This is a genomic window from Streptomyces sp. NPDC020875, from assembly GCF_040641415.1.
Lineage (GTDB): Bacteria > Actinomycetota > Actinomycetes > Streptomycetales > Streptomycetaceae > Streptomyces.
The window spans coordinates 35,839-58,878 of sequence record NZ_JBFADP010000048.1 but is presented as its reverse complement, the minus strand read 5'-3'; the positions used below and the strand labels follow the sequence as shown (position 1 = coordinate 58,878).

Annotated in this window: 16 protein-coding genes; all 16 read left to right on the top strand. The window is 71.9% G+C overall.

The annotated features are described in order from the left end of the window. Positions 1 to 200 precede the first annotated feature (200 nt). Positions 201 to 1,364: an ATP-binding protein gene (locus tag AB0G74_RS25490; RefSeq protein ID WP_361150386.1), complete on the top strand. Its 1,164-nt coding sequence runs from the start codon at positions 201 to 203 to the stop codon at positions 1,362 to 1,364. 84 nt (positions 1,365 to 1,448) lie between these two features. Next, positions 1,449 to 2,975, top strand: a complete 1,527-nt coding sequence (locus tag AB0G74_RS25485) for a Mur ligase family protein (protein WP_361150384.1) — start codon at positions 1,449 to 1,451, stop codon at positions 2,973 to 2,975. 6 nt (positions 2,976 to 2,981) lie between these two features. After that, positions 2,982 to 3,335 (top strand): DUF4233 domain-containing protein, encoded by a 354-nt coding sequence (locus tag AB0G74_RS25480; protein ID WP_361150381.1) that lies wholly within the window; start codon positions 2,982 to 2,984, stop codon positions 3,333 to 3,335. Between the two features lie 160 nt (positions 3,336 to 3,495). Then, positions 3,496 to 3,909, top strand: a complete 414-nt coding sequence (ndk, locus tag AB0G74_RS25475) for a nucleoside-diphosphate kinase (RefSeq protein ID WP_361150378.1) — start codon at positions 3,496 to 3,498, stop codon at positions 3,907 to 3,909. A 308-nt stretch (positions 3,910 to 4,217) separates the two neighbouring features. After that, the gene (locus tag AB0G74_RS25470) at positions 4,218 to 5,237 is read left to right on the top strand and encodes a rod shape-determining protein (RefSeq protein ID WP_361150376.1); all 1,020 of its coding nucleotides are present in this window, start codon (positions 4,218 to 4,220) and stop codon (positions 5,235 to 5,237) included. A gap of 270 nt (positions 5,238 to 5,507) precedes the next feature. Then, positions 5,508 to 6,623 (top strand): rod shape-determining protein MreC, encoded by a 1,116-nt coding sequence (mreC, locus tag AB0G74_RS25465; protein WP_361150373.1) that lies wholly within the window; start codon positions 5,508 to 5,510, stop codon positions 6,621 to 6,623. 9 nt (positions 6,624 to 6,632) lie between these two features. After that, the gene (gene mreD, locus AB0G74_RS25460) at positions 6,633 to 7,298 is read left to right on the top strand and encodes a rod shape-determining protein MreD (RefSeq protein ID WP_358823555.1); all 666 of its coding nucleotides are present in this window, start codon (positions 6,633 to 6,635) and stop codon (positions 7,296 to 7,298) included. 22 nt (positions 7,299 to 7,320) lie between these two features. Continuing rightward, positions 7,321 to 9,552, top strand: a complete 2,232-nt coding sequence (gene mrdA, locus AB0G74_RS25455) for a penicillin-binding protein 2 (RefSeq protein ID WP_361150370.1) — start codon at positions 7,321 to 7,323, stop codon at positions 9,550 to 9,552. Between the two features lie 6 nt (positions 9,553 to 9,558). Continuing rightward, entirely contained in the window at positions 9,559 to 10,761 is a 1,203-nt protein-coding gene (rodA, locus tag AB0G74_RS25450; protein WP_361150368.1) for a rod shape-determining protein RodA, read from the top strand. A gap of 137 nt (positions 10,762 to 10,898) precedes the next feature. Continuing rightward, a complete protein-coding gene (locus AB0G74_RS25445) occupies positions 10,899 to 12,416 on the top strand; it encodes a CYTH and CHAD domain-containing protein (RefSeq protein ID WP_361150366.1) in 1,518 nt (505 codons plus the stop codon). 70 nt (positions 12,417 to 12,486) lie between these two features. Then, a complete protein-coding gene (locus AB0G74_RS25440; protein ID WP_361150363.1) occupies positions 12,487 to 14,415 on the top strand; it encodes a TIGR03960 family B12-binding radical SAM protein in 1,929 nt (642 codons plus the stop codon). A gap of 232 nt (positions 14,416 to 14,647) precedes the next feature. Then, complete coding sequence (locus AB0G74_RS25435) at positions 14,648 to 15,448, top strand: TIGR03936 family radical SAM-associated protein (protein WP_361150405.1); 801 nt, start codon at positions 14,648 to 14,650, stop codon at positions 15,446 to 15,448. Positions 15,449 to 15,724: 276 nt separating this feature from the next. Then, positions 15,725 to 19,765 (top strand): Rne/Rng family ribonuclease, encoded by a 4,041-nt coding sequence (locus tag AB0G74_RS25430; RefSeq protein WP_361150361.1) that lies wholly within the window; start codon positions 15,725 to 15,727, stop codon positions 19,763 to 19,765. 377 nt (positions 19,766 to 20,142) lie between these two features. Beyond that, positions 20,143 to 20,463: a 50S ribosomal protein L21 gene (gene rplU, locus AB0G74_RS25425; protein ID WP_056558958.1), complete on the top strand. Its 321-nt coding sequence runs from the start codon at positions 20,143 to 20,145 to the stop codon at positions 20,461 to 20,463. 14 nt (positions 20,464 to 20,477) lie between these two features. Continuing rightward, positions 20,478 to 20,732: a 50S ribosomal protein L27 gene (rpmA, locus tag AB0G74_RS25420; protein WP_358823549.1), complete on the top strand. Its 255-nt coding sequence runs from the start codon at positions 20,478 to 20,480 to the stop codon at positions 20,730 to 20,732. 208 nt (positions 20,733 to 20,940) lie between these two features. Then, complete coding sequence (obgE, locus tag AB0G74_RS25415) at positions 20,941 to 22,380, top strand: GTPase ObgE (protein WP_361150359.1); 1,440 nt, start codon at positions 20,941 to 20,943, stop codon at positions 22,378 to 22,380. The last annotated feature ends 660 nt before the right edge of the window (positions 22,381 to 23,040 follow it).

Sequence of the window (23,040 nt, the reverse complement as noted above, 5' to 3'; positions counted from 1 at the left end):
CCGTCTGCCGAAGAAGCCCGGTTCCGGTCTTCACGTCGTGCGTGGCCGGTCGCGCAGTTCCCCGCGCCCCTGGGCGCTCCCGGTCCAGGGCCATGGAAAGACGCGGTCCCTAGGCGCTCCCGGTACAGGCCCCTGGGCAGGTGTGGTCCCCGGGAGCCCCGGGGCGGACCCGCCGGGAGGGCAGCCCGCATCATGGAGGGATGTCGCCCGCCCGGTACGCCGTACTCCGCCTCGTCACGGCGGTGCGTCGGCGTACCCGGCGGTGGGCCGCCTCACCGCCCGCCCTCGATGTGATCGCCGCCCTGAGCTGTTTCTCCCTGATGGTCCTCGACGTACCGGGGCTCGCCGGGGACGACAACTCCCTCACCGGGCTGACCGCCACCCTCGTCCTGGGCGCGGGCGCGGCGACCCTGGTACTGCGGCGCCGGGCGCCCTGGGTGCCGTACGCCGTCGCGCTGGTACTCCTCGGCTGGCTGCACGAGCTGACCCTGATCCAGTTCGCGCTCTACTCCCTGGGCCGGTTCCGGGGCCGGGCCGCCGGGGTGCTGGCGACCGTCGGCTATGTGGCGGTCGCGTACGCCCTCTTCAATCTGCCCGGCTGGCCCGAACGGAGCGCCGACAGCCTCAGCTCCTTCCTGTCGCTGGTGGTGCCGATCGGGGTGCTCGCCGCGGGCGTCGGGATCGCGGCGTACCGGCACGACCTGGTCCGGGAGCTGGCGGCGCAGCGCGCCCGTACCGCCGTACTCAAGGCCGTCCAGGACGAACGGATCTCCGTCGCCCGCGATGTCCACGATCTGGTGGGCCGGGAGCTGACGGTGCTCACCGTCCGGGCCGAGGTGCTGGCGGTCCGGGCCCGCGGCGGCTCGTACGAGAAGGACTTCGACGAGCTGGCGGAGACCGCCCGGCGGGCGCACCAGATGCTCAACGACACCATCGTGCACCGGGCCGACGAGCGGACCGCGACCCCGGGTCTCGACGGGCTGGCGGCGCTCGCGGCGGAGGGCATGGCGATGGGCAGCCCGGTGGTGGTGGAGGTCGCGGACGCGGCGTACGGTCTCTCGCCGCTGCGGCAGGCCGCCGTCTACCGGGTGGTGCAGGAGTGTCTGACGAACGCCGCCAAGCACGCCCCGGGCGAGCGGGTGACGGTCGCCATCTCCCTCGACGGGGCACAGCTGCGGGTCGTGGTCCGCAATCCGCTGCCGGTCGCGGAGCCACTGACCGAGCCGGTGTCCAGTGGTACCGGCACCCTGTCGATGCGGGAGCGGGTCGCCGCGATGGGCGGCACGCTCACGGCCGGGCAGCGGGACGGGGCGTACGAGGTGGTCGCGGCCCTCCCGGCGGGCCGCCGCCCCGCCGCCGGGTGACCCGGGCCGGACCGGCGTGGCGTGTTCCCGCCGCGCCGTCGAACCCCCGGCGGGACGACGAGCCCCGCCGCCTAGAATGGGGTGGTGAGTGAGCACCCCGCCGACCGCCAGCCGGACGAGCCCGAGCCGTACGAGCGCGATGTCTTCGACGAGATCGTGGACGCCGAGACCGACCGCGATCCCGACCTGGCGGTGATTGAGGCGGGCAGCCGCACCCTGCGCACCCAGGCGGGACCGCCGGACGCCCAGGTGCCGGGCCGCCCCGCTGATCCCGAGGTGGACGCGGCGCTGCGGGCGGTGGAGACGGAGCTGGCGAGCCGCTGGGGCGAGACCAAGCTGGAGCCGTCGGTACGGCGGATCGCGGCGCTGATGGACGTGCTGGGGGAGCCCCAGCGGTCGTATCCGTCGATCCACATCACCGGGACCAACGGCAAGACGTCGACGGCCCGGATGATCGAGGCGCTACTCGCCGCGTTCGATCTGCGGACCGGCCGCTACACCTCCCCGCACGTCCAGTCGATCACCGAGCGGATCAGCCTCGACGGTTCGCCGGTGAGCGCCGAGCGGTTCATCGCCACCTATGAGGACATCAAGCCGTATGTCGAGATGGTCGACACGGCGCAGGAGTACCGGCTGTCGTTCTTCGAGGTCCTGACCGGGATGGCGTACGCCGCTTTCGCGGACGCCCCGGTGGACGTGGCCGTGGTCGAGGTCGGCATGGGCGGCGAATGGGATGCCACGAATGTGATCGACGCGCAGGTCGCCGTGGTCACCCCGATCGATCTGGACCACACGGACCGGCTCGGCGATACGCATGCCGAGATCGCCGGTGAGAAGTCGGGGATCGTCAAGCGGGGCGCCACGGTCGTCCTGGCCCAGCAGCCGGTGGACGCGGCGCAGGTGCTGCTGAAGAAGGCCGTCGAGGTCGATGCGACGGTGGCCCGTGAGGGCATGGAGTTCGGGGTGGTCGCCCGGGAGGTCGCGGTCGGCGGCCAGCTGGTGACCCTGCGCGGGCTCGGCGGTGAGTACGGCGAGGTCTTCCTGCCGCTGTACGGGGCCCACCAGGCGCACAACGCGGCCGTGGCGCTCGCCGCCGTGGAGGCGTTCTTCGGGGTGGGGGCCGAGCACGCCCGGGTGCTGGACCTGGAGACGGTCCGGCGGGCGTTCGCCTCGGTGAGCAGTCCGGCCCGGCTGGAAGTGGTCCGCCGCAGCCCTACGGTCGTCCTGGACGCCGCGCACAATCCGGCGGGCGCCCGGGCGACCGCCGAGGCGATGACGGAGGCGTTCGGCTTCTCCCGGCTGATCGGTGTCGTGGGCACCAGTGCGGGCAAGGACGTCCGCGGGCTGCTGGAGGCGTTCGAGCCGGTCTTCACGGAGGTCGTGATCACCCGGAACTCCACCGAGCGGGGGATGGACCCCGACGAGCTGGCGGCGATCGCGGTGGAGATCTACGGCGACGAGCGGGTGGTGGTCGAGCCGAGGCTGGACGACGCGCTGGAGGCCGCGGTCTCGCTCGCCGAGGAAGAGGCGGAGTATTCGGGCGCCGGGGTGCTGGTGACCGGTTCGGTGTTCACGGCCGGTGAGGCCCGGCTGCTGTTGAAGAAGGGCTGAGTAGCGATGCGTACCCTCGCCGCGTCCACCTTGATCGGCGAATTCTTCGTCATCGGCTTCGCCGGCCTGGTGGCGATGAAGGACGACAGTCTGACCGTCGGCACCGTCTGGACGGTCTGCGGGATCGCCATGGCGCTGTCGCTGCTGCTCTGCGGGATGCTCACCCGGCCGGGCGGGGTGCAGCTGGGCTGGGTGCTCCAGATCGGTCTGATCGCCAGCGGTTTCGTGGTCCCGATGATGTTCATCCTGGGGATCTGCTTCGCCGGGCTCTGGTGGGCCTCCGTGCATTACGGGCGGAAGATCGACGAGGCGAAGGCTCGCTGGGCGGCGGCCGAGTCGGGGGAGGCGGGTCCCGCTTAGCCGGGTCCCGCTGCGCCGGGGCCCGAGGTCCCGGCGCGGTGCTTTCGGTGCCTTTCGAGTCGAATCGGCAGGTCTTCGCCGGGACCGGCTGCCGCTGTTCGAGTGATGGGGGGTAATCTCCCACCACTCACACAGCAACATCGCAAGGAGCGCACCACACATGACGGAACGATCCCTCGTCATCCTGAAGCCGGACGCCGTACGCCGTGGGCTCGTCGGTGAGATCATCGGCCGGATCGAGGCCAAGTCCGGCTGGACCATCGTCCGACTGGACCAGCGGATCCTGGACCGTCCCACCCTGGAGCAGCACTACGCCGAGCACGTGGGCAAGGAGTTCTACGAGCCGCTGGTCGATTTCATGCTCTCCGGGCCGGTCGTCGTCCTGGTGGTCGAGGGTGAGCGGGTGATCCAGGGGATACGTACGCTCGCGGGTCCGACGGACCCCATAGCCGCGCCCCCCGGCTCCATCCGGGGGGATTTCGGAAGCATCGTCCGGGAGAATCTGATCCACGCCTCGGACTCCCCGGAGTCCGCCATTCGGGAACAGAAGATCTTCTTCCCCGGCCTTTCCTGACACCTCGCCGGTCGGCTCCTGCCCGGTGGAACCGTATACGTCCGTTCGGCGTCCCCGAACGGACGCGGTGGACTTCGGTGACCTGGGGCGACCGAAGGAATTCGGTCGCCCGTCGGCATATGCGGACACTTTTCGGGAACGCATCGCTGCGACACCACGTCACCTATAAAGAGGCGGTCCACCGCGCCGCTTCACCAGGGGCGGCACTACGATGGAAGCCGCCACTCCACAAGCATCCATCCCCGCCTTCCTGAAGGGCCGTCAACGCTCCCGCAGGACAGGCGACACGCATCCTCTTGGGGCAGAACATGTCGTTCATCGGCCGTGATATGGCTGTCGACCTCGGGACCGCCAACACGCTGGTGTACGTCAGGGGCCGGGGGATCGTTCTCAACGAGCCGTCCGTGGTCGCCATCAACACGAACACCGGTGGCATTCTCGCGGTCGGTGCCGAAGCGAAGAAGATGATCGGCCGGACGCCGGGGAACATCGTCGCCGTCCGGCCGCTGAAGGACGGTGTGATCGCCGACTTCGAGATCACCGAACGAATGCTCCGGTACTTCATTCTGAAGATCCACAAGCGTCGTTATCTGGCCCGGCCCCGGGTCGTGGTCTGTGTGCCCTCCGGTATCACCGGAGTCGAGCGCCGGGCCGTCATCGAGGCGTCCACCCAGGCGGGCGCCCGCCAGGTGCACATCATCGAAGAGCCGATGGCCGCGGCCATCGGCTCCGGTCTCCCGGTCCACGAGGCCACCGGCAATATGGTCGTGGACATCGGCGGCGGGACCACCGAGGTCGCCGTGATCTCCCTCGGCGGAATCGTCACGGCACAGTCCATCCGGGTGGCGGGCGACGAGCTGGACAACGCGATCATCCAGCACATCAAGAAGGAGTATTCCCTCCTCCTCGGTGAGCGGACCGCCGAGTCCATCAAGATCACCATCGGTTCGGCCTATGATCTCGAACAGGACGAGCACACCGAGATCCGCGGGCGCGACCTGGTCTCCGGGCTGCCCAAGACCGTGGTCATCTCGGCCGCGGAGGTCCGCAAGGCGATCGAGGAGCCCGTCAACGCGATCGTCGACGCCGTGAAGACGACCCTGGACAAGTGCCCGCCGGAACTCTCCGGCGATGTGATGGACCGGGGCATCGTCCTCACCGGCGGCGGGGCGCTGCTGCGCGGACTGGACGAGCGGCTGCGCCGGGAGACCGGGATGCCGATCCATATCGCCGAGGACCCGCTGGACTCGGTGGCCCTCGGGTCGGGCAAGTGCGTCGAGGAGTTCGAGGCGCTTCAGCAGGTGCTGGACGCCCAGCCCCGGCGCTAGCGCCCGATCCGCGGGACCGGCCCGCGGTCCAGGACCGGCGGCGGCCGGTGACGTACGAGGGCGCCGGACGCCGGAGCCGTACCAACAGAAGAATGCGCAGAAGGGCGCGCCGATGGTCAGGGCGCGCGGGGGAGGGACGATCGGCCCCGGAGTCCGACGCTCCGGGGACCCCCTGTACGGGCGCCTGCCGATCCGTACCGATGATCGTTGAGCAGTACGGAAGAACAACACGACACCGACATTCCGACGAGGAAGGCACGGCCGCCGCACGTGAGGGACACACGAGAGAGCCGGCTGCTCCTGGTGCTGCTGATCGCCATCGCGTTCGCACTGATCACGGTGGACATCCGCGGTGGCGAGGACTCGCCGGTCGACGGCGCCCGGCAGGCCGCCGCGACCGTCTTCGGCCCGATCCAGAACGGTGTGGCGACCGCTGTCGACCCCGTCGGCAACGCCATCGGAGCGGTCCGGGACTCGGGGGAGCGTCATGACCGGATCACCGAGCTGGAGCGGGAGAACGCGGAGCTGAAGACCAGGCTCGGCAGCGACGACCGCAACAGCGGCCGGGCCCGGGAGCTGGACCGGCTGCTGCGGACCGCGGGCGCCGGACAGTACCGGGTCAAGGCGGCCGAGGTGATCGCCATAGGGGCGGCCCAGGGCTTCTCCTGGACCGTGACCGTCGACGTCGGCTCGCGGGACGGCATCAAGCGGGACATGACCGTGATCAACGGCGACGGTCTGGTCGGCCGGGTCACCACCGTCGGCCCCGGGACCGCGACCGTACTGCTCGCCAGCGACCCCCGGTTCACGGTCGGCACCCGGATGGAGAAGACCGACGAACTCGGCTTCGCCACCGGCCAGGGCGACCGTCCGCTCGCCGTCCAGCTCCTCAACGGCAAGTCGAAGGTGAGGAAGGGCGACCGGATGGTCACCTTCGGCTCGCAAGCGTCCCGCCCCTTCGTCCCCGGCGTCCCGCTCGGCGAGGTCGTCCGGGTCGACCCGCTCGGCGGCGACCTCACCCGGACGGTCCACGTCCGCCCGTACGTCGGCTTCAGCCGGCTGGACATCGTCGGGGTCGTGGTCGGCGCGCCCGGCAGCGACCCGCGCGATTCCGTCCTCCCGGCGAAGCCGAAGGTGAAGCCCGTACCGACCGTCACGGTCACCGTGACCCCGTCGGCCACCGGCGACATCCAGCAGCAGGGCGGCGACACCGGCACCGTCCCCGGCCAGGACACGGCACCGGGCACCGACCCGAACGCCGACCCGGCCGCCCCGGACGCCGCCGACCCGGCCCGGAACCCGGTCCCCGACCCCGGGCCCTCCGAGGCGGGAACCGCGGCACCACCGCCGGGCCGCCCCGCCGACCAGACCGACCAGCAGCGGTAGGAGATCCGTATGCGCCTCAACCGGATCCTGCTGTCCAGCGCGCTCGTGGTGGTCGCGCTCGTCGTCCAGGTCTCCGTACTCGCCCGGCTCCAGCTCCCCGGCGCCGTCCCCGATCTGCTGCTGCTCACCGTCCTCGGACTGGCCTTCGTCTACGGGCACGTCTCCGGCGCCCTGATCGGTTTCGGCGCCGGTCTCCTCGCCGACCTGGCGCCGCCCGCCGACCACGCCGCCGGACGGTACGCCCTGGTCCTCTGCGTGATCGGCTATCTCGCCGGGCTCGCCCGCCCCCAGGACGGCCGGCTCCGCTCGGCCACCGCGCCGATGATCGTGGTCGTCGCCTCAGCCGTCGGCTCCACCCTGCTCTACGCGGGCGTCGGCGCCCTCGTCGGCGACACCGCCGCCCGCCAGGTGGGCCTCGGCGGGCTGCTGTTCACGGCGGCGGTCTACGATCTGCTGCTCGCCCCGTTCACCGTGCCGTTCGTGATGGCCCTGGCCCGGCGGACCGAGAACGATCCGGTGACCGAGGCCCAGGGCGGCGGCGGGGACGTCTCGTCGGGCTGGCTCGCCTCCGGTACCGGACTGCGGATCGGCAACCAGCGTGGCGGGCTCCGGCTGCGGTCCGCCCGGTCGAGAGCCTCTCGCGCGGGCCGGATCAAGGGCGTCAAACGACTGTGACCGAGGGAGGGGCACGCACACCATGAGCAACATCCCGGAGACCGGCCGGACCCCCCGGGTCCAGATCCGGCTCGTCGTCATCCAGGTCCTGGTCTTCTCCCTGCTCCTCACTCTCGGCGGGCGGCTCTGGTACCTCCAGATCCGCAACGGCCAGGAGTACACGGACGAGGCGAAGAACAACGGCGTCCAGCGGGTCGTCCAGCCCGCCGTCCGCGGCTCCATCCTCGACGCCCGCGGGGTGGCGCTCGCCGACAACGAGACCCGGCTCGTGGTCTCCGCGTCCCGGACCGAGCTGATGAAGATGGAGGACGACGGCAAGGCCGTCCTGACCCGGCTCGCGGGCGTCCTCGGCATGAAGCCCAAGGACGTCATGGACAAGGTCCGGCTCTGTGACTCCAAGACGCCCAAACCGTGCTGGAACGGCTCGCCCTACCAGCCCATCCCGGTCACCGACGAGGCCACCACCCAGCAGGCGCTGCAGATCCGGGAGCGCGCGGAGGACTTCACCGGTATCACCGCCGAACCCACCGCCGTCCGCCGCTACACCGCGCCCGGCAAGGCCAACACCGCCCAGGTCCTCGGCTATCTCTCGCCCGTCACCGACGCCGAGATCGAGCAGGCCAAGGAGAGCGAGTCGCCGTATCTCCGCTCCGACCAGGTCGGCCGCTCCGGCATCGAACGCACCTACGACCAGGCGCTCCGCGGCAAGGCCGGGATCACCCGGTACGAGGTCGACAACCTGGGCCGGGTCATCGGCGAGGCCGAACGCGACCAGGCCAGGGCCGGATCGAACCTGGTCACCTCGATCGACGCCCGGGTCCAGGCCGTCGCCGAGTACGAACTGAACGAGGCCATGAAGGCCGCCCGCAAGGAGTTCGACCGCAATACCCGGGAGAACTACAAGGCCGACGCGGGCGCCGTCGTCGTGATGGAGAACAAGACCGGCCGGGTGGTCGCCATGGCGTCCCTGCCGACCTATGACCCCAATGCCTGGGTCGGCGGCATCTCGGCCAAGGACTACGCCGCCCTGACCAGCGACGGCTCCAACTTCCCGCTGCTGAACCGGGCGATCCAGGGCCAGGCCGCCCCGGGCTCGATCTTCAAGGTGGTCTCCTCGGCCGCCGCCGTCCGGGCCGGATACGAGTTCGACGACACCTACCCCTGCCCGTCGTCGCTCTCCTTCGGCGGCCGGGAGTTCAAGAACTTCGAGTCCAAGGGGTACGGCTCCATCAATCTGGGCCGCGCCCTGGAAGTCTCCTGCGACACCGTCTACTACGGCCTGGCGTACAACGAATGGGCCAAGGACGGCGGCATCAAGCCGAAGAAGGACGCCAAGAACTGGTTCTACCGCACCGCCCATGACTTCGGGCTCGGCTCCGAGACCGGGATCGACCTCCCCAACGAGGTCAAGGGCCGGGTCCCCGACCGGGAGTGGAAGCAGCGCTTCTGGGCGGCGAACAAGGACTCCTGGTGCAAGACCGGCAAGAAGGGCGGGGACTACGCCCAACAGGTGGCGTACGAGAACTGCCTCGAAGGCAACCAGATGCGCGCCGGTGACTCGGTGAACTACTCCATCGGCCAGGGCGACATCCTCGTCACCCCGATCCAGATGGCGACCGTCTACGCGGCCATCGCCAACGGCGGCACCCTCTGGAACCCCACCATCGGCAAGGCGGTCATCAGCGCCGACGGCAAGAAGGTGGAGCAGATCAAGCCGAAGTCCCACGGCAGGCTGCCGATGGACCGGCAGACCAGGAACCAGATAAACGACGCCCTCGCGGGGGTCGTGAAGACCGGCTCGGCGGCCTGGCGGTTCCAGGGCTGGCCGCACGACAAGATCCCGATGCACGCCAAGACGGGTACCGCCGAGGTCTTCGGCAAGCAGACCACCTCGTGGTTCGCCACCTACACCGACGACTTCACCATCGTGATGACGATCTCCCAGGGCGGCACCGGCTCCGGCGCCTCGGGACCCGCCGTCCGCAATATCTACGAGGCGATGTACGGCCTCGACGAGAAGGGCGGCCAGGACCTGAAGCGCGCCCTGCTGCCCGGTCCGCAGAAGACCCTGCCCAAGGTCCAGCCGGACGGGAACATCGACGCCCCGGAGATCAAGCCGTACGTCCCCCCGAAGCCGGAGGGCGAGGAGGACCCGGCCGCCGACGGACAACAGGACCAGAACCAGAACGACCAGAACCAGAACGATCAGCAGGACCAGGATCAGCTCGCGGGACCGCCCGCTCGGAGGGACTAAGAGGACATGGCCGGCACCAATGGCTTCTCCGTCTCCGGCTACGGGCCGCGGCGCGGCGGACTGTGGGCACAGCTCAGCTCGCGCGACTCCATGGTCCGCAGGCTCGACTGGCCCCTGCTGTTCTCCGCCCTCGCCCTCAGCGCCATCGGCTCCCTGCTGGTCTGGTCCGCCACCCGCAACCGGACCGAGCTGAACCAGGGCGACCCGTACTACTTCCTCTTCCGGCACGTCCTCAACACCGGTATCGGCCTGGCGCTGATGGTCGGCACCATCTGGCTCGGCCACCGCACCCTGCGCGGCGCCGTCCCGGTGCTCTACGGCCTCTCCGTCCTGCTGATCCTGCTGGTCCTCACCCCGCTGGGGGCCACCATCAACGGCGCCCACGCCTGGATCGTGATCGGCGGCGGCTTCTCCGTCCAGCCCTCCGAATTCGTCAAGATCACCATCATTCTGGGGATGGCGATGCTGCTGGCGGCCCGGGTCGACGCGGGCGACATGGTCCACCCCGACCACCGCACGGTCGCCAAGTCGCTGCTGCTCGCCGTGGTGCCGATGCTGATCATCATGCGGATGCCCGATCTGGGCTCCGTGATGGTGATGGTGGTGATCGTGCTCGGGGTGCTGCTGGCCTCCGGGGCGCCCAACCGCTGGGTCCTCGGCCTGATCGGCGGCGGAGTGGCCGGTGCCGTCCTGGTCGCCGCCCTGGGGCTGCTCGACGAGTACCAGATCAACCGGTTCGCCGCCTTCGCCAACCCCGAACTCGATCCAGCCGGTGTCGGCTACAACACCAACCAGGCGCGGATCGCGATCGGCTCCGGCGGACTGCTCGGCACCGGACTCTTCAAGGGCTCCCAGACCACCGGCCAGTTCGTCCCCGAACAGCAGACCGACTTCGTCTTCACCGTCGCGGGCGAGGAACTGGGCTTCGTCGGGGCCGCGCTGATCCTGGTCCTGCTGGGTGTGGTGCTCTGGCGCGCCTGCCGGATCGCCCGGGAGACCACCGAGCTGTACGGCACCGTCGTCGCCGCCGGGATCATCGCCTGGTTCGCCTTCCAGTCCTTCGAGAACATCGGGATGACCCTGGGCATCATGCCGGTCGCCGGACTCCCGCTGCCGTTCGTCTCGTACGGCGGCTCGTCCATGTTCGCCACCTGGGTGGCGATCGGACTCCTCCAGTCCATCCGCGTCCAGCGCCCGATAACGGCCTGAGCCCGGCCCGATGACGGCCTGAGCCCGGCCCGGCATCGGCCGCGGCGGTCCCGGAACGCCGCCCGGGCACGGTGAACGCGCCATTCGGCGGTGTTCCGGGACTGCCGTATCGAATCATCCCGAATTAGATTCGAGATATGGCGGACACGAAGCGCGAAATCGAGCGGAAGTACGAAGCCACCCCCGAGACCCGGCTGCCGGACCTGACCCGGGTCCCCGGCGTCGCCACCGTCGTCGACCAGGGCACCACCGAACTCGACGCGGTCTACTACGACACCCCGGACCTGCGGCTGGCCGCCGCGGCCATCACCCTGCGGCGCCGGACCGGCGGCGACGACGCGGGCTGGCACCTCAAACTGCCCGTCGCCCCCGGAGTGCGGGACGAGATCAGGTCCCCGCTCTCCACGGCCCTGCCCCGTACCCTGAAATCACTGATCCGGGCCCGGACCAGGACCACCGAACCCGAGCCCGTGATCCGGCTGCTCTCCAGCCGTGAGATCCATCTGCTGCTCGACGCCGACGGCACCCCGCTGGCCGAGCTGAGCCGGGACGCGGTCACCGCCGAACGCCTCGACGACGGCCGGACCGCCCACTGGGACGAGATCGAGGTCGAACTCGCCGACGACGGCGACCCCGCCCTCCTCGACAAGATCGGCAAACGCCTCCGCAAGGCCGGGATCGCCGCCTCCGACGCCCCCTCCAAACTGGCCCGCGCCCTCGGCGAGACCGGCCTCGACGCCGCCTTCGCCGCCGCCCCGCCCACCCCCTCCGGCGACGCGGGCTCCTTCGTCCTCGGCTACCTCCGCGACCAGGTCACCGCCCTCCTCGGCCACGACCCGGGCGTACGGCGCAACACGCCCGACGCGGTCCACCAGATGCGGGTCGCCACCCGCAGGCTGCGCAGCGCGTTCCGCTCGTACTCCGCGGTACTCGACCGGACCGTCACCGACCCGATCGGCGAGGAGCTGAAGTGGCTGGCGGGCGAGCTGGGCGCGGCCCGGGACACCGAGGTCCTGGCCGAACGGCTGCGCGCCGGGCTCGACGCCCTGCCCAGGACCCTGCTGCTGGGCCCGGTCCGCGGCAGGCTGCGGATCTGGACCGCCGCCCGCGGCTCCGGCTCCCGCCGCCGCGCCCTGACCGCCCTGGACAGCGCCCGCTATCTCGCCCTGCTGACCGCCCTCGACACCCTGCTCGCCGACCCGCCGCTGCGGAAACGGGCCGCGGGCGCCCCGGAATCCGTACTCCCCAAGGCGCTGCTCAAGGACTACGGGCGGCTCGCCGACCGGATCGGCCACGCCCTCTCCCTGCCCGCCGGGCCCGACCGCGACCTGGCCATGCACGACGCCCGCAAGGCCGCCAAACGCGCCCGCTACGCGGGGGAGGCCGCGACCGCCGCCCTCGGCCGCCCCGCCAAGTGGTTCGCCAAACGGATGAAGGCCGTTCAGACCGTACTCGGCGACCACCAGGACAGCGTCGTCGCCCGCGACACCCTGCGCGATCTGGCGATCCAGGCACACGCGGCCGGGGAATCCGCCTTCACCTGGGGACTCCTCTACGGGCGCGAACAGCGGTCCGCCGCCGACCGGGAGCTGGAACTGCCGGGTGTCTGGTCCCGGGCCGCCCCCGATGAGCTGCGGAAGCACGGCGTCGGCTGAGGGGATGGGCTGATCGGGGTACGCTGGATGGTCACCCCTGCCAGCTCACGAAAGCCCTGAGATCTCTGAGATGTCTGCTGCCGAGTCGGTCTTCCCACAGCTCGAGGCTCTGCTCCCGCATGTGCAGAAGCCGATCCAGTACGTCGGCGGTGAGCTGAACTCCACCGTCAAGCCGTGGGAGTCGTGTGACGTCCGCTGGGCGCTGATGTACCCGGACGCGTACGAGGTCGGACTGCCCAACCAGGGCGTCATGATCCTCTACGAGGTACTCAACGAGCGCGAGGGTGTGCTCGCCGAGCGGACGTACAGCGTCTGGCCGGACCTGGAGGAGCTGATGCGGGAGCACGGCGTCCCCCAGTTCACGGTCGACTCCCACCGGCCCGTCGGCGCCTTCGACGTCTTCGGCCTCAGCTTCTCCACCGAGCTGGGCTACACCAACATGCTGGCCGCCCTCGATCTCGCGGGCATCCCGCTCGCGGCGAAGGACCGCGGGATCGACGACCCGATCGTCCTCGCGGGCGGCCACGCGGCCTTCAACCCCGAGCCGATCGCCGAGTTCATCGACTGCGCCGTCATCGGCGACGGCGAACAGGCCGTCCTCGACATCACCGACATCGTCCGCGCCTGGAAGGCCGAGGGCCGCCCCGGCGGCCGCGAGGAGGTGCTCTTCCGGCTGGCGAGGACCGGCGGGGTCTACGTCCCCGGCTTCTACGACGTCGAGTACCTGCCCGACGGCCGGATCGGCCGGGTCGTGCCCAACCGCTCCGGAGTGCCCTGGCGGGTCTCCAAGCACACCGTCATGGACCTGGACGAGTGGCCCTACCCCAAGCAGCCGCTGGTCCCGCTGGCCGAGACCGTCCACGAGCGGATGTCCGTGGAGATCTTCCGCGGCTGCACCCGCGGCTGCCGGTTCTGCCAGGCGGGCATGATCACCCGCCCGGTCCGGGAGCGCAGCATCACCGGTATCGGCGAGATGGTCGACAAGGGCCTGAAGGCGACCGGCTTCGAGGAGGTCGGCCTGCTCTCCCTCTCCAGCGCCGACCACTCCGAGATCGGCGAGGTCGCCAAGGGCCTGGCCGACCGGTACGAAGAGGACAAGATCGGGCTCTCCCTCCCCTCCACCAGGGTCGACGCCTTCAATGTCGACCTGGCGAACGAGCTGACCCGCAACGGCCGCCGCTCCGGCCTCACCTTCGCCCCCGAAGGCGGCTCCGAGCGGATGCGCAAGGTCATCAACAAGATGGTCTCTGAGGAGGACCTGATCCGTACGGTCGCCACCGCCTACGGCAACGGCTGGCGCCAGGTGAAGCTGTACTTCATGTGCGGACTGCCCACCGAGACCGACGAGGACGTCCTCCAGATCGGCGACATGGCGGTCAACGTCATCGCCAAGGGCCGGGAGGTCTCCGGCTCCAACGACATCCGCTGCACCGTCTCCATCGGCGGCTTCGTCCCCAAGCCGCACACGCCCTTCCAGTGGGCCCCGCAGCTCTCCGCCGAGGCCACCGACGCCCGGCTGGAGAAGCTCCGCGACAAGATCCGCGGCGACAAGAAGTACGGCCGCTCCATCGGCTTCCGCTACCACGACGGCAAGCCCGGCATCGTCGAGGGCCTGCTCTCCCGGGGCGACCGCCGGATCGGCGATGTGATCCGCGCCGTCTACGAGGACGGCGGCCGGTTCGACGGCTGGCGCGAGCACTTCTCGTACGACCGCTGGATGGCCTGCGCCGACAAGGCGCTCCCCGGCTACGGCGTGGACGTCGACTGGTACACCACCCGGGAGCGTACCTACGAGGAGGTGCTCCCCTGGGACCACCTGGACTCCGGCCTCGACAAGGACTGGCTCTGGGAGGACTGGCAGGACGCCCTCGACGAGACCGAGGTCGAGGACTGCCGCTGGACACCCTGCTTCGACTGCGGGGTCTGCCCGCAGATGGGCACCGAGATCCAGATCGGCCCCACCGGCAAGAAGCTGCTGCCGCTGACCGTGGTCAAGTAGCGGTCCCGGGCGGGCTCCGCCCCGTACCTCCGCCGAACCACCACCGGATCCCGGGGAACCGGTGGTGGTCCCGGCGCGTACTCTGGGTAGTAGAACGACTGTCACCGACAGCGGCGGCCCGCCCCGGGCTTCCCCGCGAGCAGCGGGTGAAAGCCGGGCCGGCCCCCACGGGACACCCAGCATTCCGAGGGCGGCGTCACCCGCGACCGCCCCGCACCGAGGAGAAGAACCACTGGGCAAGCGACAGCCCGAAGGCCCGCCGCCCGCACCCGCGGTACAGCGCATCCGCCTGCGCTACACCAAGCGCGGCCGCCTCCGGTTCACCAGCCACCGAGACTTCCAACGCGCCTTCGAGCGGGCGCTGCGCCGGGCCGAGGTGCCGATGGCGTACTCGGCGGGCTTCACCCCGCACCCCAAGGTGTCGTACGCCAACGCCGCCCCCACCGGTACCGGCTCCGAGGCCGAGTATCTGGAGATCGCCCTCACCCGCCACCGTGACCCCGGCACGCTCCGTGAGCTGCTGGACGAGTCGCTGCCGGACGGTCTCGACATCGTCGACGCCGTCGAGGCCAGGACCCCCGGACTCGCCGACCGGCTGACCGCCTCCGTCTGGGAGCTGCGGCTCGACCGGGTCGAGCCCGAGGACGCCGCCCGCGCCGTCGAAGCCTTCCTCGCGGCCGACGCCGTCGAGGTCGAACGGCGCACCAAGAACGGCATGCGCGCCTTCGACGCGCGGGGCGCCGTCGCCTCTCTCGACGTGCTCCCTCCACAGGCCGATGGGCCGTCGACCGGCCGCTGTGCGATACTGCGGCTGGTGGTACGGCACGTGACGCCTGCCGTACGACCCGACGACGTCCTGTCCGGTCTCCGCGCTGTGGCCGACCTGGCGCCGCCGGTCCCCGCAGCGGTGACCAGGCTGGCGCAGGGGCTCTTCGACGAGGAGTCCGGCACGGTGACCGACCCGCTCGCAGTCGACCGCGAGGCAGTACCGGCCGCATCGGCAACGGCCGCCGGGACCGCCTCCCCTCGATGACGCGAAGGCGTCCCCCTCGGGGACGCGGGTCCGGCCCCGTTCACGACCGGACCGTCGTCGCAGCGCGGCCCTTGTACGCGGAAGCCACCTGGGTCGGGCCGCGGAAGACCACCAGACTTTCGCCAGGCCGTGTGTACATCGCGCACGGAACCGGCGAGCCAGACAATTCAGCTCCCGTGCGGCGGCCCCGCCCCGGACGGCATCACCGCGCCGAGCGCGGACCATGGCCGGACCGTGAGCGCGTCCGCCCGGGAGCGTGACGGGAGAACCGCCCGCATGCACGAGTCGAACGAACCCGGTACCGCCGGAAGCACCGCCCCCGGGGCCGACAGCCCCAGCGACACCCTGCCGCCGCGCCGCCGCCGCGCCGCCTCCCGCCCGGCGGGACCGCCCGCCGGAGCCGCCGCTGCCGCCGAGCCGGTGGCGGAGGAGGCGCCTGCGCCGCGTGCCCGTCGCCGGGCCACCCGTAAGACGGCGTCGGCCGAGCCGGTCGCCGCCGCCGAGCCCGTGGTGGCCGAGACCGCCGCTGCCGCCGAGGCCGAGACCGCCGCGGAGGAGACCGCCCCGCGCAAGCGCCGCCGGGCCACCCGCGCGGTGAGCGCGCCGGAGCCGGTCGCCGAGGCCGCTGCCGCCGAGCCCGCCGCCGAGCCGGTCGTGGAGGAGGCGCCCGCGCCGCGTGCGCGTCGCCGGGCGACCCGTAAGACCACCGCCGCCGAGCCGGTCGCCGAGGCCGCCTCCGAGGCTCCTGAGTCCGTCGCCGCCGCCGAGCCCGCCGCTGAGCCGGTGGTGGAGGAGGCGCCCGCGCCGCGTGCGCGTCGCCGGGCGACCCGTAAGGTCACCTCTCCCGAGCCGGTCGCCGAGGCCGTCTCTGAGGCTTCTGAGCCGGTCGCCGCCGCTGAGCCGGTGGCGGAGGAGGCGCCCGCGCCGCGTGCGCGTCGCCGGGCGACCCGCAAGACCACCGCCGCCGAGCCGGTCGCCGAGCAGGCCGAGGACGTCGAGCCGAGTGACGGCGGCGAGGCCGCCGAGCCGGTCGTGGAAGAGGCGCCCGCGCCGCGTGCGCGTCGTCGGGCCACCCGTAAGGTCACGTCCCCCGAGCCGGTCGCCGAGGCCGTCTCTGAGGCTCCTGAGGCTTCCGAGCCGGTGGCGGAGGAGGCGCCCGCGCTGCGTGCGCGTCGCCGGGCGACCCGTAAGAGCGCGTCTCCCGAGCCGGTGGCAGAGGCCGCCGCAGTGGAGACCGCCCCGGAGCCCGCCGAGCCCGCCGCCGAAACCGCCACGGGCCGGGGCCGTAACCGCCGCCGGGTCGTCGCCCCGCAGTTCACCGCCGAGACCGCGGAGGCCGGTTCGGCCGCCCGCCGCGCCGCCCGGCCCGCCGTCGCCGTCTTCCAGGCCCCGGTCTTCGCGGAGCCCATGTTCCAGACGCCGGAGACGGCCGCCGCCGCTGCCGCCACGGTGTACGACGCCGATGTCGACGAGCTCGACGAGGCCGACGAGCCCGAGGCCACCGCGGAGACCGAGCAGACGGTCGAGGCCCCGGCCGAGCCCGTCGCCGAGCCGACCGGCCGCCGTCGCCGCCGCCGTCGGGGCGAGCCCGCCGAGCAGCGCGTCGAGACCGCTTCGGCCCCGGAGGCCCCCGAGGCTGAGGTCGAAGGTGCCGAGGCCGCCGAGGACACCGACGACACCGACGAGCACGACGACTCCGAGGACCGGCCCTCCCGCCGCCGTCGTCGTGGTGGCCGCCGCCGCCGTCGCGGCGAGTCTGCCGAGCACCCCGAGTCCGGCGAGGAGCCGGAGGCCGACGCCGACACGCCCGACGACGCCTCCGCCGCCCACGCGGACGACGACGCCGAGGCCGACGACGCCGAGGCCGACGACACCGACGAGCAGGACGACACGGCCGCCACCGGCGGTACGGGCTCCGCCAGCAGCCGGCGCCGTCGTCGCCGTCGCCGTCGCAGCGGTGACTCCGGGCACGAGGACGAGCAGGCCGCCGGGGACCCGGAGCGTACGGTCGTCAAGGTCCGCGAGCCGCGTACCCGCACCCGCGAGGAGGCGTCCGACGAGGTCCAGTCCATCAAGGGCTCGACGCGTCTGGAGGCCAAGAAGCAGCGCCGCCGCGAGGGCCGCGAGCAGGGCCGCCGCCGGGTGCCGATCATCACCGAGGCCGAGTTCCTGGCCCGCCGCGAGGCCGTCGAGCGCGTCATGGTCGTCCGCCAGAGCGGCGAGCGCACCCAGATCGGCGTGCTGGAGGACGACATCCTCGTCGAGCACTACGTCAACAAGGAGCAGTCGACGTCGTACGTCGGCAATGTCTACCTCGGCAAGGTGCAGAACGTCCTGCCGTCGATGGAGGCCGCGTTCGTCGACATCGGCAAGGGCCGGAACGCCGTCCTGTACGCCGGTGAGGTCAACTTCGAGGCGCTCGGCATGGGCCACGGCCCGCGCCGGATCGAGGCCGCCCTGAAGTCCGGCCAGTCCGTGCTGGTCCAGGTCACCAAGGACCCGATCGGCCACAAGGGCGCCCGGCTGACCAGCCAGGTCTCCCTCCCCGGCCGCTACCTGGTCTATGTGCCCGAGGGCTCGATGACCGGGATCAGCCGCAAGCTGCCCGACACCGAGCGGGCCCGGCTGAAGACCATCCTCAAGAAGATCGTCCCCGAGGACGCGGGCGTCATCGTGCGCACCGCCGCCGAGGGCGCGAGCGAGGACGAGCTGCGCCGCGACGTCGAGCGGCTCCAGTCGCAGTGGGACGAGATCAAGAAGAAGGCGAAGGGCGGCGGCGCGCCGACCCTGCTCTACGGCGAGCCGGACATGACGGTCCGGGTCGTCCGCGACATCTTCAACGAGGACTTCTCCAAGGTCATCGTCAGCGGTGACGAGGCGTGGGAGACCGTCCACGGCTATGTCGCGCATGTCGCGCCCGATCTCACCGACCGGCTGCAGCGCTGGACGAGCGAGGTCGACGTCTTCGCCACCTACCGCATCGACGAGCAGCTGATGAAGGCGCTGGACCGGAAGGTCTGGCTGCCCAGCGGCGGCTCGCTGGTGATCGACAAGACCGAGGCCATGATCGTGGTCGACGTCAACACGGGTAAGTTCACCGGCCAGGGCGGCAACCTGGAGGAGACCGTCACCAGGAACAACCTGGAGGCGGCTGAGGAGATCGTGCGCCAGCTGCGGCTGCGCGACCTCGGTGGCATCGTCGTGGTCGACTTCATCGACATGGTGCTGGAGTCCAACCGCGATCTGGTGATGCGGCGCCTGCTGGAGTGCCTGGGCCGGGACCGGACCAAGCACCAGGTGGCCGAGGTGACGTCGCTGGGCCTGGTGCAGATGACCCGTAAGCGGGTCGGCCAGGGTCTGCTGGAGTCCTTCTCCGAGACCTGTGTCCACTGCAACGGGCGCGGTGTCATCGTCCACATGGACCAGGCCACGTCCGCCGGTGGCGGCGGTGGCGGCAAGCGGTCCAAGAAGCGCGGGCGCGGCGGGGACGCCGCCCAGGCGCACGACCACACCACCGAGGACCACGAGCACATCGCCGAGTCGGCCGCGGAGGTCGCGGCCGAGGTGGCCGAGCCGGTCGCGCTCGCCGAGCCCGAGTTCGTCCCCGACGAGGAGCTGTACAGCAGCGCCGCCGAGGCGGAGGCCGCCGCACAGCGCGGCCGTGGCCGTCGCCGCGCGACCCGCCGGGCGTCGGCGCCCGGTGGCGCGCCGAAGGCCGCCGTACGGCCGGAGACCGCTCCTGCCGCGCCGGAGCCGGTCGCCGAGGCGCCCGCCGCCGAGCCTGCCGCGCCCGTCGCCGAGCCGGAGCAGGCGCCCGAGGCCGCTCCGGCGGGTCGTGGCCGTCGCCGGGCGACCCGTAAGGCGTCCGCCCCGGCCGGGGCGCCGAAGAGCGCCGAGGCCGCGGAGCCGGAGGTGGTCGTGGTGGCGAAGCCCGCCGAGGCCGCCGCGCCCGTCGCCGAGCAGCCGCCGGTGGCCGAGCCGGAGGCCGCCGCGCCGCCGCGGGCCCGGCGCCGGGTGGTCCGTAAGGTCACCGCTCCCGCCGGTTCCCCCACGGGCGCCGGTGAGGGCGACGCGGGCGCGGTCGTGGTGATCGCCGCCGCCGGTGCCGAGGCGCCGGAGTCCGGTACCGAGGCCCCGGCCAAGAAGGCGGCCCGCAAGACCGCCAAGAAGGCCACCGCGAAGAAGGCCGCCACGAAGAAGACGGCGGCCAAGAAGAGCGCGGCCAAGAAGACGACCGCGAAGAAGGCCGGTACGAAGAAGACCGCCGCGGCCGCCCAGCAGGCGCCCGCGACGGTCACGGCGACCACCGAGGGGTGACCCTCGGGGGCCGTACGCCCCGCAGGTCCGATCCGTGGCCCCTCCCGCGTCCGTGGGAGGGGCCACGGCCCTTTCGCGCCCCGGTACGAGAGGTGTGGAGCACCGCTCTCCTGAAGCGGGTGTCGTGGGCACCGTCTCTCAGGAGTCGGAGCCCTCGCGGGGGTGGCCCGGCCCGGTTTGACCCCCGGGCCGGGCGCCCCGTAACCTTGACCGTCGGCGTGTCTGTCGCACGCCAGCTCCTGAGCACCTTCCCTCCGGTGGCTGTCATCGCCGCCGCCCGGAGAGGCCGCTCACCCACCCGGACAGTCACGGTCCCCCGGGGCCGTGCGGGCGGCTGGCATCAGGGGTTCCCGTTTCCGAGCGAGAGAGAGATCCGCGTGTACGCCATCGTGCGCAGCGGTGGTCGCCAGCACAAGGTTGCTGTCGGCGACATCGTTGAGGTTGACAAGATTCCCACCGCCAAGGTTGGCGACACGGTAGAGCTCTCTACCCTGCTCGTTGTCGACGGCGACGCCGTGACCAGCGACCCGTGGGTGCTGGCCGGGATCAAGGTCCAGGCCGAGATCGTGGACCACCACAAGGGCGCCAAGATCGACATCCTTCGCTACAAGAACAAGACCGGCTACCGCCGTCGCCAGGGCCACCGCCAGCAGTACACGGCGATCAAGGTCACCGGCATTCCCGCGGCTGCGAAGTAAGGGACTGAGGAGACATGGCACATAAGAAGGGCGCATCGTCCACCCGGAACGGTCGCGACTCCAACGCTCAGCGGCTCGGCGTGAAGCGCTTCGGCGGTCAGGTCGTCAACGCCGGTGAGATCCTGGTCCGCCAGCGGGGCACCCACTTCCACCCCGGCTCGGGCGTCGGTCGCGGCGGCGACGACACCCTGTTCGCGCTGCAGGCGGGTGCGGTCGAGTTCGGCCGTCACCGTGGCCGCAAGGTCGTGAACATCGTTCCGGTCGCCTGACACAGGCACCAGCCAGAACGTTCGCGAGGGCGGATCTCGCTCCCCGAAGCGGTCCCGGGTCTTCCCGGGCCCGCGCGGGAAGCGGATCCGCCCTTCGCGTGTTAGCAGTTAAGAGGAGACGGTGCGCCCGTGGGCGCGGACCCGTCCCGTACGAGATCCCGGCCGGTCGCCCGGCCCCCCGGCAGTGACCCCTTCTGGAGGACATCCCATGACCACCTTCGTGGACCGCGTCGAGCTGCATGTCGCCGCGGGTAACGGAGGCCACGGCTGTGCCTCCGTCCACCGTGAGAAGTTCAAGCCCCTCGGCGGCCCCGACGGCGGCAACGGCGGACGCGGCGGTGATGTGATCCTCGTCGTCGACCAGTCGGTCACCACTCTCCTCGACTACCACCACAGCCCCCACCGCAAGGCCACCAACGGCCAGCCCGGCGAGGGCGGCAACCGCTCCGGCAAGGACGGCCGCGACCTGATCCTCCCTGTGCCGGACGGCACCGTCGTCCTCGACAAGCACGGCAACGTACTGGCCGACCTGGTCGGCCACGGCACCAGCTTCGTCGCCGGACAGGGCGGCCGGGGCGGCCTCGGCAACGCGGCCCTGGCCTCGGCCCGCCGCAAGGCCCCCGGTTTCGCCCTGCTCGGCGAGCCCGGTGAGGCCCGCGATGTGGTGATGGAGCTGAAGACCGTCGCCGATGTGGCCCTCGTCGGCTATCCGTCGGCCGGTAAGTCGTCGCTGATCTCGGTGCTCTCCGCCGCCAAGCCGAAGATCGCGGACTACCCCTTCACGACCCTGGTGCCCAACCTGGGCGTCGTCACCGCCGGGTCCACCGTCTACACCATCGCGGACGTCCCCGGCCTGATCCCCGGCGCCAGCCAGGGCAAGGGCCTCGGGCTGGAATTCCTCCGCCATGTGGAGCGCTGCTCCGTACTGGTCCACGTACTCGACACCGCCACCCTCGAATCGGACCGCGACCCCCTCTCCGACCTCGATGTGATCGAGGAGGAGCTGAAGCAGTACGGCGGCCTGGACGAGCGCCCCCGGATCGTCGTCCTCAACAAGATCGACATCCCGGACGGCCAGGATCTGGCCGAGATGGTCCGCGGCGAGCTGGAGTCCCGCGGCTACCGGGTCTTCGAGGTCTCCGCGGTCGCCAGGACCGGTCTGAAGGAGCTGTCGTTCGCCCTGGCGGGGATCGTCGCCGAGGCGCGCGCCGCGAAGCCGAAGGAGGAGGCGACCCGGATCGTCATCCGGCCCAAGGCCGTCGACGACGCGGGCTTCACCGTCACCCGCGAGGAGGACGGGATCTACCGGGTCCGCGGCGAGAAGCCGGAGCGCTGGGTGCGCCAGACCGACTTCAACAACGACGAGGCCGTCGGCTACCTCGCGGACCGGCTCAGCCGTCTCGGCGTCGAGGAGCAGCTGGTGAAGGCCGGAGCCCGGGCGGGTGACGGCGTCGCCATCGGCCCCGAGGAGAACGCGGTCGTCTTCGACTGGGAGCCGACGGTGATGGCGGGTGCGGAGATGCTCGGCCGCCGGGGCGAGGACCACCGCCTGGAGGCCCCGCGCCCCGCGGCCCAGCGCCGCCGCGACCGCGACGCGGAACGCGACGACGCGGAGCGCGCCTACGACGACTTCGACCCCTTCCAGTAGCCCCCGCGCCCCGGGCCCGCCTCTCCTTGGAGCCGGACCCGGAGTCCCAGGGGCGCCGGGGATCCCTCAGCGCCCCCTGAGGGCCGTCGTGTGCCTTCGGGGTTCCAGGGGCGCGGGGAACTGTGCGACCAAGCCACGGGCGGCGCGCGGGCGAAACTCCCCCCGCGCCCTCTGAGGGTCTTCGTGGGCCTGTGCTCTCGGGGGGCTGAGCCCGGAGTCCCAGGGGCGCGGGGAACTGCGCGATCAGCCACGGGCGGCGCGCGGGCGAAACTCCGCCCGCGCCCCCTGAGGGTCTTCGTGGGCCTGTGTTCTCGGGGGCTGAGCCCGGGGTTCCAGGGGCGCGGGGAACTGCGCGATCAGCCACGGGCGGCGCGCGGGCGAAACTCCGCAGGTTCCCCAACGGCGGCTTTCCGCACCCCTTCGCGGGGAGGCCCCGAGGCTCTCGGGAGCCGGGCGCCCGGAGCTCCCGGCCGCGCGCGGCGGCGCCCTCGCGGGCCGCGACGCCCGGCCCTCCGACCGCGCGGGACGCGACCCGGCGTGTCGCACGTCCCGCGTTCGGGAGAATGGTGCCCGCCGCGGCCCGTTGCCCCGCCACCTCCGCCGTACGTCCGTCCGCCTTTGTGACGTGTCGTACGGCGGAGGTCCCGGCTCCGGGCGGGT